The sequence below is a fragment of the Paenibacillus sp. SZ31 genome, assembly GCF_012912005.1.
Classification (GTDB): domain Bacteria; phylum Bacillota; class Bacilli; order Paenibacillales; family Paenibacillaceae; genus Paenibacillus.
This window is the reverse complement of record NZ_JABBEA010000001.1, coordinates 188,168-203,209: the sequence shown is the minus strand read 5'-3', so window position 1 is coordinate 203,209 and position 15,042 is coordinate 188,168. Positions and strand designations below refer to the sequence as shown.

14 protein-coding genes are annotated in these 15,042 nt (G+C 46.6%); 13 read left to right on the top strand and 1 reads right to left on the bottom strand.

Translation table 11 applies throughout. The features are described 5' to 3' along the window. Positions 1 to 353 precede the first annotated feature (353 nt). The 9 genes from lepB to HF638_RS00995 all read left to right on the top strand — a co-directional run bounded on the left by lepB (position 354) and on the right by HF638_RS00995 (position 8,417). Complete coding sequence (gene lepB / locus HF638_RS01035) at positions 354 to 974, top strand: signal peptidase I (protein ID WP_062833773.1); 621 nt, start codon at positions 354 to 356, stop codon at positions 972 to 974. Positions 975 to 1,004: 30 nt separating this feature from the next. After that, complete coding sequence (gene ylqF, locus HF638_RS01030; protein WP_169478504.1) at positions 1,005 to 1,868, top strand: ribosome biogenesis GTPase YlqF; 864 nt, start codon at positions 1,005 to 1,007, stop codon at positions 1,866 to 1,868. A gap of 462 nt (positions 1,869 to 2,330) precedes the next feature. Beyond that, positions 2,331 to 3,032, top strand: coding sequence for a ribonuclease HII (locus HF638_RS01025; protein WP_248277991.1), 702 nt, complete (start codon positions 2,331 to 2,333; stop codon positions 3,030 to 3,032). 30 nt (positions 3,033 to 3,062) lie between these two features. Next, complete coding sequence (locus HF638_RS01020; RefSeq protein WP_169478502.1) at positions 3,063 to 5,120, top strand: TrbL/VirB6 family protein; 2,058 nt, start codon at positions 3,063 to 3,065, stop codon at positions 5,118 to 5,120. Continuing rightward, positions 5,117 to 5,428 carry an EscU/YscU/HrcU family type III secretion system export apparatus switch protein gene (locus HF638_RS01015; RefSeq protein WP_169478501.1) on the top strand — a complete coding sequence of 104 codons (312 nt, stop codon included), beginning with the start codon at positions 5,117 to 5,119 and terminating at the stop codon, positions 5,426 to 5,428. The genes HF638_RS01020 and HF638_RS01015 overlap by 4 nt, the downstream gene beginning before the upstream one ends. Next, entirely contained in the window at positions 5,422 to 5,820 is a 399-nt protein-coding gene (locus HF638_RS01010) for a YraN family protein (protein WP_169478500.1), read from the top strand. Before HF638_RS01015 ends, HF638_RS01010 begins: the two co-directional genes overlap by 7 nt. A gap of 325 nt (positions 5,821 to 6,145) precedes the next feature. Continuing rightward, complete coding sequence (locus HF638_RS01005) at positions 6,146 to 6,307, top strand: paeninodin family lasso peptide (protein WP_169478499.1); 162 nt, start codon at positions 6,146 to 6,148, stop codon at positions 6,305 to 6,307. Positions 6,308 to 6,368: 61 nt separating this feature from the next. Continuing rightward, positions 6,369 to 7,562: a carboxypeptidase-like regulatory domain-containing protein gene (locus HF638_RS01000; protein ID WP_169478498.1), complete on the top strand. Its 1,194-nt coding sequence runs from the start codon at positions 6,369 to 6,371 to the stop codon at positions 7,560 to 7,562. A gap of 303 nt (positions 7,563 to 7,865) precedes the next feature. Next, positions 7,866 to 8,417 (top strand): nitroreductase family protein, encoded by a 552-nt coding sequence (locus tag HF638_RS00995; RefSeq protein WP_169478497.1) that lies wholly within the window; start codon positions 7,866 to 7,868, stop codon positions 8,415 to 8,417. 241 nt (positions 8,418 to 8,658) lie between these two features. Here the strand turns inward: HF638_RS00995 and HF638_RS00990 are convergent, their stop codons facing one another. Beyond that, positions 8,659 to 10,269: a YifB family Mg chelatase-like AAA ATPase gene (locus tag HF638_RS00990; RefSeq protein ID WP_169478496.1), complete on the bottom strand. Its 1,611-nt coding sequence runs from the start codon at positions 10,267 to 10,269 to the stop codon at positions 8,659 to 8,661. 479 nt (positions 10,270 to 10,748) lie between these two features. Between HF638_RS00990 and HF638_RS00985 the strand changes: the two genes are divergently transcribed. The 4 genes from HF638_RS00985 to dprA all read left to right on the top strand — a co-directional run bounded on the left by HF638_RS00985 (position 10,749) and on the right by dprA (position 14,978). Then, positions 10,749 to 11,204 (top strand): MarR family winged helix-turn-helix transcriptional regulator, encoded by a 456-nt coding sequence (locus HF638_RS00985; RefSeq protein ID WP_169478495.1) that lies wholly within the window; start codon positions 10,749 to 10,751, stop codon positions 11,202 to 11,204. A gap of 242 nt (positions 11,205 to 11,446) precedes the next feature. Next, positions 11,447 to 12,607, top strand: coding sequence for an ADP-forming succinate--CoA ligase subunit beta (gene sucC / locus HF638_RS00980; protein ID WP_036609384.1), 1,161 nt, complete (start codon positions 11,447 to 11,449; stop codon positions 12,605 to 12,607). 63 nt (positions 12,608 to 12,670) lie between these two features. After that, positions 12,671 to 13,600: a succinate--CoA ligase subunit alpha gene (gene sucD / locus HF638_RS00975; protein WP_074094556.1), complete on the top strand. Its 930-nt coding sequence runs from the start codon at positions 12,671 to 12,673 to the stop codon at positions 13,598 to 13,600. A gap of 247 nt (positions 13,601 to 13,847) precedes the next feature. Beyond that, the gene (dprA, locus tag HF638_RS00970; RefSeq protein ID WP_169478494.1) at positions 13,848 to 14,978 is read left to right on the top strand and encodes a DNA-processing protein DprA; all 1,131 of its coding nucleotides are present in this window, start codon (positions 13,848 to 13,850) and stop codon (positions 14,976 to 14,978) included. Positions 14,979 to 15,042 lie beyond the last annotated feature (64 nt).

Genomic DNA, 15,042 nt, shown 5'->3' with positions numbered 1-15,042 from the left:
ATACCGGGAAGGGCTTGGAGACAAGCCCTTTTCGTTTTTGTCCGGGAAAAGTTGAACCGGAGGTACACTTCCGAGTAAAATGGTATGGCAACACATGCGGGGAATAGTCCGGGAGGCTTGTAAAATCAGTTATTGAAGTGTGTGTTCAAAAGACCGGTTTCAGTACCGACTTTTTGAACAACCTCTTGAAGGCATTTGAATTGTGGATTAAATGTACTGTAATGCTTGGAGAAAGATTACATAACTGATGTGAATATTTTGTATCCACCCCATGAGAGATTGGTTGGATCGATGCAGAATGCTGGATGTGTGTACTGCTATAAACATGTACTGTGAAGAGAGGAAGATCTTGAATGGAACAAGAAGTTCAACATGACCGGGGCAATCCTGCCGAAGAGAAAGACAGTCGATCCAAAAAAGCTAAAAATGAAATTGTTGAATGGCTTAAAGCCATCGTTATCGCATTAGTTCTCGTTATTCTGATTCGGTGGTTGCTCTTCAAACCGTTTGTTGTGGATGGTCCGTCCATGCAGCCGAACTTTGAAACAGGTGAACGTGTGATCGTCAACGAAATCTTATATGATATCAGAGAACCGAAGCGCGGTGAGGTTATCGTCTTCCACGTACCAACCGAAGGTCGAGATTTCATTAAACGTGTTATTGCTGTAGAAGGTGATACGGTGGAGGTTCAGGACGATACCGTAATGGTTAACGGTAAAAAGGTTGATGAAACGTATATTCAAGGAGCCATTGATGCAGCTGAAGCAAATGGTGGAACATATAACGTGAAGGATTTCCCGAATGAACAGTTCCCTGATGGCAAAGTGCCGGCAGGTCATGTGTTTGTTATGGGAGACAACCGTCCAAATAGTACAGACAGCCGTATGATCGGTTATGTTTCGTTAGAAGATATTATTGGTCGTGCAGATGTTATTTTCTGGCCGATCGGTGAGATCAAGTGGATCAACCACTGAAATTGAAGTAAATAATGAGGTGAAGACAAGGTGACGATACAATGGTTTCCAGGTCATATGACTCGAGCCAGACGCCAGATTCAGGATAAGTTAAAGCTCATCGACGTGGTCATCGAACTGTTGGATGCCCGTCTGCCTGTCTCCAGCCGTAATCCGATGATTGACGAAATATTGCTGGATAAACCCCGGATGATTTTGTTGAACAAGTCGGATTTGGCAGATGCCAAAGTGACGCAAGAGTGGATTGAATATTTCAAAAAAGAGGGAATTACCGCCTTTCCTGTGGATGCCTCGACAGGCACTAATGTTAAAGACATTCCGGTACAGGCGAAGCTTCTTCTGAAAGAAAAAATTGATCGTCAAATTGCTAAAGGAATTAACCCTCGTGCGGTTCGCGGATTGATTGTGGGTATTCCGAATGTTGGTAAATCAACACTGATTAACCGACTGGCTGGACGGAGTATTGCGTTAACAGGAGATCGTCCTGGTGTGACGAAGGGGCAGCAGTGGATTAAGGTAGGCAAAGAAATGGAGCTATTGGATACTCCAGGTATTCTTTGGCCCAAGTTCGAAGATCAAAATGTAGGTTATCGTCTTGCCGTAACAGGTGCGATCAAAGAGGAAATTCTGAATGCAGAGGATATCGCCTTTTTTGGAATCAGCTACCTGATGCGTTATTACTGGGACGCCCTGGAAAAGAGATACGGACTTCAGGAGTTCTCCAAGGATGCAGATGATTCAGACAGTGTTATTGCGATTATGGAACAAGTCGGCCGTGTCCGTGGTTGTGTTGTAAGCGGTGGACGCATTGATCTGGAAAAGGCATCGCGAGCATTTCTGCGAGAACTGCGAGCGGGTAAAATGGGACGTTTCTCCATGGAAGCTCCTTATTAAAAAAATGGACTCTACACGATGAAGATCACCATCCTCATCTGTTCATTTCATATATACAAGTGCCGAAAGAAGCGGCCGTTACCGGATTATCGGGAGCGGTCGTTTTTTGTGTACAAAAACGTGGAAGTAGAATCAGAATGTACGTTGAAAACGTAAAAATGGAAGAGGTTTGAAGAACAGTACGCTTTATGGAATTGCTTGACCTATATATCAGGTGTGTCAAAATCGTGCTATGATAAATGGTGGTGCAATTTAGATTAGACGAGGTCTGATATATTCAATTTTAACCATCAAATACCGATAAATGAAGACATCACTATCTTTATTATTGTAAACCTCAAGGAATATATTTGCTGAGAGATACAGGTTGTACAGAACAAAGACAGAGGATCTACGTCTATATTATAAAAAGTTGTAAGTGATACGCATGCTGAAGAAGCGTGGGTAGAGGAGATGAGCGTTATGGTTGAAAATAATGAAGAGATCGGGTTGAATCTACTGGATACCCCGGTTGGATCGAAGAAGAAAAAAGAAGCCAGTGAACCTCGAGACCTTTTGCTCTACGAGCGGGAGTATTGGGACAGTGGATTTGAACGTATTGCTGGTATTGATGAGGTGGGACGGGGCTGTTTGTTTGGGGATGTTGTGGCAGCGGCGGTTATTTTACCGAAGGATCTCATCCTGGAAGGCGTGAATGACTCCAAGAAAATAACGGAGAAAAAACGGGATGCATTATATGACATCATTATGGAAAAAGCGCTGGCGGTAGGTATCGGGTACGCGGATGCAGAGACAATTGATCGGCTTAATATCAAGCAGGCTGCGAGACTCGCAATGAAACGTGCGGTTGAAGCATTGGGAGAAGCTCCTCATTATATGCTGGTGGATGCGGAGAAGGTGGATGTGAATGTACCTCAACTGTCCATTATTAAAGGTGACGCCAATAGTCAATCGATCGCAGCGGCATCTATTATTGCCAAGGTAACGCGAGATCGGCTGTGTAAGGAAGAATGGGATACGTTATATCCGGAATATGGTCTGTCGATACATAAAGGGTATGCAACAAAAGTTCATCGGGAGCAAATTATGGCGTTGGGGGCAACCCCGATGCATCGGCGCAGTTTTCTGGGCAATCTGCTTGGAGAGCAGCAATCTTTGTTTTAACTGAGGCTTGAAGGAAGGAGGGGGAGAGATTTGAATATCGGTTCCATGATAAAGGGGTTAATGGGAGATAGTAAGCCCGGCAATGCCAAACCGCTTGAATTAAAGGAAGGTCAGGTGGTTCGTGGCTCCGTCGTTAGTGTATCCGATGATGGGGGAGAAGCAGTTCTGCAGATTCAAGGTGTGCAGGTACGCGCCAAGTTGGAGACTCCACTCCGTCCGGGTGAGACCACGTTGCTTCAAGTACAGCCTCCAGGTGAAAATGGCATAACGGTAATGAAACCTATGGCGGGAACACTTGCTGAGCTGCCACAAGCTTCGCTGAACAACCTGCTTAAGGATGTAGGACTGCCGGACACAAAAGGGAATCGGGAACTGTTACTTTCCATGCAGCGTAGCGGATTACCGCTCACGAAGGATAATGTGGCTATGGTCCAAAATATGATGACAGCTAAACCAGCACAGGTACCTGTGGAAGAATGGGTGCAGGCGACGGGAATTGCTTTTCAGCGTGGTCTTCCGGTTACGGGGGAAACGGTAAAAGGATTACACCAGACGGTGTTTGGCCCCCCTCTGCATCAGTTGTTAAGCGGGTTGGCTGACCAGTTGGAAACGATGCTGACTCAAACAACAGGTAAACCGGTATTGCCTGGAGAACAATCAGCTGCCTTGAAAACAACTGTTATGGCTGGTGTGCCTGTATTGCCGAATGCAGCGCAGATGGAAGAAGGGTTGGCTGCATCAGGTAATGGTCGTCAGGTGACTGGAACCGGAACACCTGCTTTGTCAACGCAACAAGGACAAGCGACGTTGGCAGGAGCTATATCCATGACGGATGGCGGGGCAGACGATGCAGGTACTGCGGTGAAAGGAAACGTGCAGACCGGCGGAGGCACAGGGAATGCTGAAGCCGCCACGAAGGCAGTTGCCAGCAACGTTGAGACGGCTGGCAAAGGGGCTGCGGGTATTCCGTCTGGAACTGGAATACCTGGAGAGAGCCCGCGCGGAGCTGACGCGGGCCAAGTCGGGAGCCGCCCGGGTACACCAGGGGCGGCAGCAGATTCTGTGGCTGGCCGTGTAAGTGCAGGCCAGCCTGAAGCAGGCGCGGCCGGTCGGACTGACGGCCGCGCTGAAACGCCTGCTGCTGCGGGGACTCCGTCCGCAGCAGGCCAGGCGGCGCCAGCAGCGCCTACGGCAGCGCAGCTGGCCCCCAAGCTGCTGGCGCTGCTGGACGCCTTGCGCAGCGCGTCCACTGCCGCACCGGCACAGCCTGGTGCGGCAGCACAGGCCGCCCCTGCATCGCAGGGCGGCCAAACGGCTGCGGCTGCCGGAGGCGTGCCGCAGCCGTTGCCAGCCGGCGCTGATGCGCCGCCGGCTGGCGGTAGTGCCGCAGCACCTGCGGGAGCTGCGGCAGTGCCCGCGCCTGTCACCCACGAGGGGGACCCGTGGGTGGGGCGCGTGCTGAAGCTGCTCGGTGCGGAGCACGAGCAGCAGGCTGTTCACGGCGCGGCAGCGCAGCCGCGCGTGGGGGATGCGGCGAGTCCGGCGAATGCGGACACGCTGAAGGGCTTGCTGCTGCAGCTTGCCAGCAGCGACGGTGCGCCGGCGGCACTCAAGGATGCCGCCGGACAAGCGGTGCAATATCTGACAGGTCAGCAGTTATTGCTGACGACAGATCGCAGTGCTACATTTGCACAGATGCACTGGTTTATTCCGATCACCGGACCGGACGGGGAAGAAACAGCTTCCGTTCAGATTCAATCACGTCGTGGACCTCGCGGAGAGCTGGATGCGTCCAACTGCCGTCTATGGTTCGATCTGGACATGAAAAGTCTTGGGCCTACACTGGTAGATGTCCATGTGGTTAACAACATTGTCAGTCTGCGTGTATTGAATGATCGCGAAGGAATGGGACCGCTCCTGGAGAGCGGAAGAGAGGTAATCCATCAGGCATTGGACAAGCTGGGCTATCAATTGCTGACCTTCAAGGCTGAACCATGGCCTGTGGGCCAGGAGCCGGGCGCGGAGCGGAAAATGACGGCCTCGGATTATAGTCCTGAACGTTACAAAGGGGTGGACTTGAAGGTATGAAAGACGAGTCGTCACAACCGGACCTGCTCTCCAAAAAAGCGGTTGCCCTAAAATATGTTCCTGGAGAGAGCGAAGCACCTGTTGTGGTAGCCAAGGGCCGCGGCAAAGTGGCAGAAGCCATTCTGGATAAAGCCAAGGAAAACGGGGTGGCTGTTCAGGAGGATGCAGCACTTGTGGAAGTACTCTCCAAGTTGGATCTGGATGAACAGATTCCAGCAGAACTGTATCAGCTGGTCGCAGAGGTGCTAACGTATGTCTATCGTGCAGATCGACTGGCTTCGGGACGTGAGGAAGATGAATCATGGTAGAACATAGATCAGGCAAGGCTCCGGGACTGAAGCTTACACGACAGCAGAAGGGCCGATTAGGCGAAGAAGCCGCCTGTCACTGGTTGCGAGAGAACGACTATCGGATCATCAGACAGAACTGGCGTTGTCGTAGCGGTGAGATTGACATCATTGCTTCCTGCGAGGGCCTGATTGTTTTTGTGGAGGTAAGAAGCAGAAGTGGAGCCGCTCAGTATGGTACACCTCAGGAGTCGGTCGATATGCGTAAAATGCAGCAGGTGCGTTCAACCGCATCCGTTTATTTGCAAATGACAGGAGAGACGGATCATCAGATCCGTTTTGATGTAATTGCTGTGATGCTTGATCAAGCGGGAGAGACGGTCTCGGTGAATCATATTGTTAATGCATTTTAAGCAAGATACTCAAAGTTATTGCTGTATCAAAAAGAAGATACGATATGTATCTTTTTTGGTGTGAATCCATAGGTTATTTCAAAGTACAAGTTTAATTATATCTTATCTTTTCATTCGTTTTAGTTTTGAAATTAGTTAAAATGATAAAGCCGCAGATCCTCATCATACAGGAGCTGCGGCTTTTTTTGATTTAACTATGGACTCACGAAACAGAGGAGAGAGCATCAATAATAAAATCATTTTAATTCAGAAATTTATAGATACAAAATGTATCATTTGTAATAAACTAAGAAAGTTGAAATTTAAAGAGAGGTTGGTGGGATGTATGAAAGAGCTTCAGAGTACTTCGAACAACACAGTAAAACAAGTATGGGAGTGCCCTCGGATGGAAGTGCTGGATATCAGCGAGACCATGAACGGTGGACAGGGGATTTGGCAATATGTTTGGGACGGAGAATTCTGGAAGCTTGAACTTATGGTCAGTTAATTAAAGAGGCTAAAGAGGAATGTTTGATCTATAAAAATAAATGGTGAGGTGTAGTGAGAAGATGCAGACAAGTATCAAACGGATAATTCGACTAAGTACACTATCTTTATGTTTCATTTTGTTTGGGATCATGTATTCCGGAGTTTCTTATGCAGCCGAACCGTCTAGCCAGGCAAGTGTGTCAGGTAAAGTTATTGATCGTCAGGGATTACCTGTCAAGGACGCTACTGTCAAGTATTGGCTTAATTATCGTGGGGATACGTCAGAGAAAAGCGTGAAGACGGATGGGAATGGACGGTATCGTATTATAGAGTCCGTTGAAGACAATACGGACATTACTTTTGTAGTTGAAGCAGAGGGTTATGTGACGTACAGACACTATAGCTCCTACGGATTGTCCGGTGGAGAACAAAAACAGCTAGATTTTTATATTTATGAACCCTCCACGATTGTGGGAACTGTCAAAGATCAGGCAGGCAGACCTGTTCCAGATGCTCGTATAAAAGTAACAAGTGTCTTTGATCGTATAGTGAAAACTGATCAGCAAGGTCGATATGCGGTTACAGGAATTGATTACGCCTATAATCCGAACACTGCAATATGGGTAGATGCCGATGATTATATGCTATATGAACAGGATCGCTTGGGTGTCCGTGAGGGAGGAACCTTAAGATTAGATGTTGTTTTGACTGAAGCAGCACACGTACGGGGAAAGGTTGTTGATGAAGCGGGAAATCCGATAAGTGGGGCTAAAGTTAATGCTGGAGGTTCGGCAACAACAGATGCTCAAGGCAATTATTTTATTAAGCGCGTGCCAACAGGGACCAGAACAATAACGGGGGAGGCAACCGGATACTTAAAATCGAGCCTAAGCGTTAATCTTGTAAAAGGAGATCGGAATACGTTTAATATCGTACTTAAGAAAGATGCAGACATTACACCTCCAGTAACCAAGTACAGATTAGTTCCTATTACAGATACAGTTAATGGAAAGCTATACATCAAAGGATTTACATTTAGACTACAGGCAACAGACGAAGTCAAAGGTTCGGGCGTAAAAACGACACAATATCGAATTAATGGAGGGGCATGGAAGAACTATGAAGGACCCGTCAAGTTTTATGCCCCTGATGTCAAGGTGGTAGAGTACTATAGTACAGATGTTGCAGGTAATCAGGAGAAGTACAATAAAATGGACTTTGTTAATGGCACATTTGAAGGGAATGGCACGTTTGAAGGGGAGAGTTACGATTGATTACTCGTTGATATGACATGTGAATGTATGACATGTGAATGTATAACATGTGATTAAAAACGGCTCTGACTTGAAGATCCCTCGTGGTGTATCAAGATTCAGAGTCGTCTTTTCTGTTCGTTATGACCTTAACGGTAATGACCTCTGCCCCTCCTTTGAATCTCGTGATCAGATAGGTGTATAATCAAGAATGTAATCGGGCGTTCTAATCTTTTGATTTGTCATAAACGAAAACGAATTGTTCCAGACCGTAAGCCATCTTTACGGGTACAGATCATAATTATAAACAGGGAGGTATGGCCGATGAGTAAAGCTACGAAAACAACGAATGAAGTCAGAAATGCGATTGAAAACCGTCGTACGGTGAAGAAATTTAAAAAAGAAGCTGTTCCTACACAGCAGATTATAGAATTGCTGGACACCGCAGTCTGGGCTCCTAACCATAAACTGCGTGAACCTTGGAGATTTTTGTTGTTTACCGGAAATGGACGCAAAAAACTGGCTGAGGCTATTGATGCAGAAATGGGAGAAGACAATAAATTCTCAGCCAATATTATGCAAGTTCCATCTGTTATGCTTGTCGTGCTGGAAGAAGATCCAAGACAGAATATCTGGGACGAAGACTTCGCTGCGGTCAGTGCATTGGTTCAGAACTTTATGCTTGCAGCTTGGAGTGAAGACATTGGAACGTTCTGGGTGACCAAGCCATTCTTGTACGCTCCCAAATTCCGCAAACCGCTTGGAATAGAGGCGGGAGAGAAGATTGTAGGCATGATTTATATGGGATACCCTGATGTTATTCCTTCTGCCAAAGAACGCACACCAGCTAAGGAGAAACTCACTCTTTTCGAATAATAAATTATTAAAAACCTTAGCTATCTATGATCCCTTATGTTTCAGGGAAATCCACGTACAAGTACCTTTCTTCACAGAAGAGAAGGGCTTGTACGTTTTTTGTCATATTGGCGTATCCGCATTGTAGAATCTGCATAAGGAATCCTTCCCGATCTTCCTCTGCTGTTTACAGTCTCATGCCCATTTCACTGCCTTTGGGTAAATCGGCCTGTTCTTTCCTCCATATGCTTCTAAAATAGCTTCAAAATAAATTAAGATCCAATTGACGATACTGGATGGCTTCAGCCACATGAGCTGTCATAATTTCACCATCATGGTCCAGATCGGCAATCGTCTGTGCCATCTTGATAATCCGATCATGTGCACGCATGCTCAAGTTTAACGTTTGTAGTGTTTGCTCTAGCAGTTGCTCTGCCTCTTGAGGGAGATGGATCGTTCGTCGCAAAAGCGTGCCCGAAAGCTGGCTATTCCAACGGACTGAACTTTGGGCATAACGTGCCGCCTGAATTTGATGAGCATGGATGACTTTTGCCTGCATTTCTGCAGAGGAAGGTGAGGCAGCTGATTTACGCCACTCGCCTGGTGGAGGAACCTCGACCTGAAGATCGATACGATCCAGCAATGGTCCTGAAATTTTGGCTCGGTACGCGGCAACACGGGCTGGACTGCATATACAGCGCTGCTCCTCCGAATGAGCGGACAAATATCCGCAGGGGCAGGGATTCATGGAACATGCGAGCATAAACTGGGCGGGAAAGGTGAATGCTGCCCGCGCCCGACTAATCGTCACTGTGCGATCCTCTAACGGTTGCCTTAATACCTCCAATACTTGGCGCTGGAACTCAGGTAATTCATCCAGAAACAATATCCCCCGGTGGGCTAGGCTCACTTCACCCGGTTTCGGAATACCACCGCCTCCAATTAGACCAGAGGTGGATATCGTGTGATGTGGGGAGCGAAAAGGTCTGTCTGCAATCAGGCCTTGAGGCGCTTCTTTCAACTTGCCTGCGGCACTTAATACTTTGGTGACTTCCAACGCTTCATCTTCTGACAAAGGAGGAAGGATGGAAGGTAGACGTTTGATTAACATCGTTTTGCCCGTGCCTGGCGGTCCAACGAGCAATATGTTATGCATGCCTGCTGCAGCAATCATAAGCGCGCGTTTTACATGATGCTGCCCCAGAACATCGCTATAGTCATCTGCGCAAAATGACGTTTGTTCCGGCCTTCTATCCACCACCCTTTGAGTCTTATCTGTTATAGGAGTAGCGAGGTGAGCATAATTTTTTAATACGACCGGTCCTGCATTAGCTTTATTTGGCACTCCAACCGAACTCGCAGATTGATCTAAGTTTTCCGGTGCGATATCTTGCAAATGGCGAATGCCAAACACTTGAATACCTCGAATCAATGATGCTTCCTCCACATTATCCAAAGGAAGGAGCACGGACGTAAAGCCTTGCCGTTTGGCCAGATCCACCATGGATAAAATGCCAGGCACTGACCTGATCGAACCGTTCAATGCCAGTTCGCCAACGACTAATGTTCGTTCCTGAGGAGGGAGTACAAGCTGGCCGCTTGTCATAAGTAAACCAATAGCTATGGCAAGATCAAAGGAAGATCCTTCCTTGCGCAGATCAGCGGGGGCCAGATTGATTGTAATCCGCTGTAACGGATACTGATATCCACAGTTTTTAATCGCTGCACGAACACGTTCAACGGCCTCACGAATAGCTGAATCTGGTAATCCGATGATGGACGTTTGTGGCAGACCATTGGATAGATCGGTTTCCACCTCAATCAGAACGCCATCAATTCCGTACAAACACGCACTATGCAATTTCCCGTACATAACAAAGAAACACCTCACTCGATTCTTGACTCCGCATAACACGGGCCAGTCTACGAATTAAGGTGCTTCCTCAGCTTCTACTAAGCATTTTATATAAAAGGAATCATGGAGTCAACCTGTCAATATCATCGTTGTAGTCATCATTCCTGATCCCTGGATTTTATTTCTGGAAAGAAATTATTAGATAGCTTATATAAAATGATTTCCGTATAAACTTGCATTATAGTTATCAAATTCGGCTCTAGAGAGAGTGAATCTATTCGCTGGACTTATCTATTATTGTTGTTAAATCATGTGTATATACTGTTTGTCATCTATTCATAATTATATTTTACACAATCTAATTTAACATAATTAAATTGAAAGGTAAAATCATTTGTGCTCAATTATTCTGTTTTTTTTCTAATTTGTGATAAGATAGATTTGTAGTTCCTTTCTTATGAGGAATAGAATGCACAATAGGCAGGTGAGAAAGACATATGCAGACGGACAGTTTGAAGCTGGATAACCAATTATGCTTTGCCATATATGCTTGTTCACGTGAGATTACAAAGATGTACCAGCCTTATCTGGAGGTGCTCGGCGTAACGTATTCACAGTATCTGGTTCTAATGGTGTTGTGGGAACGTGAAGAATGCACGGTTAAGGAGATCGGGGAGGCGCTATACCTTGATTCGGGAACATTGACACCACTTCTCAAACGTTTGCAGTCGGCAGGACTTATTAATCGCGAACGCTCGGCTCAGGATGAACGGAAAGTATTAATTACACTAACCGATTCCGGCCGTGAGCTTCGGAATAAGGCATTGTCGGTACCTGCATCCATTCAGGGAGACGCGTGTTTGAACAGCACGGAGTTTGAAGCTTTACTGGGTCAGTTCAAAGGATTACTGGAAAAAGTGCACGAAACCAACACAAACGCAGCCAAAAAATAGAATGTAGCATTGAACCGAGGAAACCTTAGCTTTTTGCTGAGGTTTTTCCATATATACCCAAACATTCACAATATGGGATCATACTCATATCAAAATACTGTCTATTAATCATTACTTTTTTAAGGAAAGCGTTTTAAAAACGTGTTACAATGAATTGGGTTTAAGTGAAAATAGTCAACATTTGTCTTTTGTTAGTCTACCAACCCGCCTTGTTGCAGTCACGTTGATAGGAGGATTCGAGAATGAATATCCATGAATATCAAGGAAAAGAAGTACTGAAACAGTATGGAGTTACCGTTCCAAACGGAAAGGTTGCTTATACAGTCGATGAAGCGGTTGCGGCCGCAGAGGCATTGGGCAGTCCGGTGACTGTTGTTAAAGCGCAAATTCACGCAGGTGGCCGGGGTAAAGCTGGCGGCGTAAAAGTAGCGAAGAGCACGGATGAAGTTCGTGCCTATGCTTCCGAAATTCTGGGTAAAGTATTGGTGACACACCAGACTGGACCAGAAGGCAAAGAAGTGAAACGTCTTCTGATTGAAGAAGGGTGCGATATCCGCAAAGAGTATTATGTGGGTGTTGTTGTGGACCGTGCCACAGGCCGTGTAGTTATGATGGCTTCCGAAGAAGGCGGTACTGAGATTGAAGAAGTAGCTGAAGCTACACCTGAGAAAATTTTCAAAGAAATTATTGACCCGGCTATTGGGTTGCAAGTGTTCCAGGCGCGTAAACTGGCTTACAGCATCAAGATTCCGAATGAACTGGTGAACAAAGCCGTTAAGTTCATGCTCGCGTTGTACACAGCTTTTGTCGAAAAAGATTGCTCTATTGCCGAGATCAATCCTCTCGTTGTTACCGGAGATGGAAACGTTATCGCGCTGGATGCGAAATTAAACTTTGACTCCAACGCTCTGTTCCGTCACAAAGATATTTTGGAACTGCGTGACCTGGATGAAGAGGATGAAAAAGAAATCGAAGCTTCCAAATACGACCTCAGCTACATAGCACTTGATGGCAACATCGGCTGTATGGTCAATGGTGCGGGACTTGCGATGGCGACGATGGACATTATCAAATACTACGGTGGAGACCCCGCCAACTTCCTTGACGTTGGGGGCGGTGCAACAACGGAGAAAGTGACTGAAGCATTTAAGATCATTTTGTCCGATGCCAAAGTAGCTGGAATCTTTGTTAACATCTTCGGTGGCATCATGCGCTGTGATGTTATCGCCAACGGTGTTGTTGAAGCTGCGAAGCAACTTGGCCTGACCAAACCGCTGGTTGTTCGTCTTGAAGGAACTAACGTGGAGCTTGGCAAACGTATTCTGGGCGAATCTGGCCTGAATATTGTTCCTGCCGATTCCATGGCCGATGGTGCACAGAAAATTGTTGCCCTCGTAAAATAAGTTCATTCCTTAGTACCGGAGCTGTCCGGGAATTGAAAAATAACCGTAAGGATGTGAAGCAACGTGAGTATTTTGATTGATAAAAATACAAAAGTCATTACGCAAGGCATTACGGGTTCAACGGGAATGTTCCACACGAAGGGCGCATTGGACTACGGAACCCAGATGGTAGGCGGAGTTACACCGGGTAAAGGCGGAACGAATGTGGATATCACGCTGGAAGACGGTACAGTAGCCAGTCTGCCGGTGTTCAACACTGTGCAGGAAGCGAAGGAAGCTACAGGCGCAACAGCGAGCGTCATTTACGTTCCCCCGGCATTTGCGGCAGATTCCATTATGGAAGCTGTTGATGCAGAGCTGGATCTTGTGATCTGTATTACGGAAGGTATTCCGGTTCTTGACATGATCAAGGTTGACCGTTTCATGGAAGGTAAAGATACCGTCCTGATCGGACCGAACTGTCCAGGTGTCATTACACCGGGCGAATGTAAAATCGGGATCATGCCTGGTTATATCCACATGGCGGGGCACGTTGGCGTTGTTTCCCGTAGTGGAACACTTACGTATGAAGCCGTTCATCAACTGACGACTCGTGGCATTGGACAATCTTCTGCTGTAGGAATCGGGGGAGACCCTGTAAAAGGCTCCGAGTTCATTGATATCCTGAAACGGTTCAATGAAGATCCACAGACTCATGCGGTCATCATGATTGGTGAGATTGGTGGTACGGCTGAAGAGGATGCTGCAGATTGGGTACGTGAGAACATGACCAAACCGGTTGTTGGCTTTATCGGTGGCGTAACAGCGCCTCCAGGCAAACGGATGGGTCATGCTGGCGCTATTATCTCTGGCGGTAAAGGTACAGCCAAAGAGAAGATTGCGAAGCTGGAATCTTGCGGTATCAAAGTAGCACCAACGCCTGCTGAGATGGGCTCGACTTTGGTGAGTGTACTTGAAGAGCGCGGTATTTTGAATTTGTGCACGACACATTAATTCTTTTTCGTTATAATAGAAGAAACGGTTCGGAAATGATTTGTTTCTGCTAGACCGACTATTATGGTTACGGAAAAGGTAAGCAACCTTTTGCCCTTAAACAGGGCGAAGGGTTGCTTTTTTGCGTTTTTTTTTAACGTGAAAAGGGAGAGGAATTGTTTCTCATCTGCGTAAACGCTTGCATTCCGTGATCACTTAACACACAATATGAGGGAAGATACTCTTCCCGCTCTGGGAGGTTTATGGTATGGAAGAACGATGGATCTTGTTTGGGTTGCATGAGATGGAGGGTATTGGCAAGAAAACAATCTCAAAACTGGTTCTGGGACAACATCAATGGTCCGATCTTTTGAATTATGAAGAAGGTGACTGGACTGCGGCAGGTTTGCGCAAAGATCAGGCTGCCCGTTTAGCGAGTCAATTTACGCTCAACTGGATCGAACGTAAAAGAGAACACGTTTACAATCAAGGGATAGAGGTTATTACTTATCTGGATCAGAATTATCCCATATTAATGAAGGAAACCGTTCAGCCTCCCTGGGTAATGTATTGTCGAGGGGATATAAGTTTGCTACACAACTCGTCCATTGCGATGGTGGGAACTCGAATGCCAACCGTGTATGGGCGCAAAGTTGGTGAGAAGCTGGCCGAACAATTATGCAGTGCAGGCCTTACGATCGTGAGCGGGCTTGCCCGCGGTATTGATAGCGTATGTCATGAGGCAGTATTACGTGCTAAGGGAAAAACGATTGCCGTATTCGGAACAGGGATTGATAATATATACCCACCCGAAAATACAAGCCTTGCTGAGCGAATCGCAAAGACGGGTCTGCTTTTGTCGGAATATCCACCAGGTACGAGAGCGCGCCAAGGACTATTTCCGGAACGGAATCGAATCATTGCCGGTCTGACGCTGGGGACATTGGTCGTTGAGGCTGACATTCGCAGTGGTTCGCTCATCACAGCAGATGCTGCTCTTGAAGCAGGCAGGGATGTATTTGCGGTTCCTGGGCCCATCACATCGCCGAAGAGTCGGGGCGCTCACAATCTAATCCGTCAAGGGGCCAAATTGGTCACATGTGCAGCAGATGTTTTGGAAGAGTATCGTTTGGACTTGCCAAATGCAGAACAACTTCCTTACAATAGAGGACGTTCGGCAGAAACACCTGAGCCTTCCGGGCAAGGGATATTCGCTGAGGTTAAGCTCTCTCCAGATGAACAACGTGTGATTTATCTGTTGGAACAGGAGGAGCAATCGTTAGATCAACTGGTTGAACTGCTAGGTTGGGATTTTGGACATTTGCATTCAGTTCTGTTATCTTTAATCATAAAAAAGCAGATTAGCCAATTACCAGGCACCAAATATGCGAGGGTATGACGATGCTACAACCTATGTAGCGTGTGGAAATATATAATTAGCTGAAGTTATCAACCTATGCATA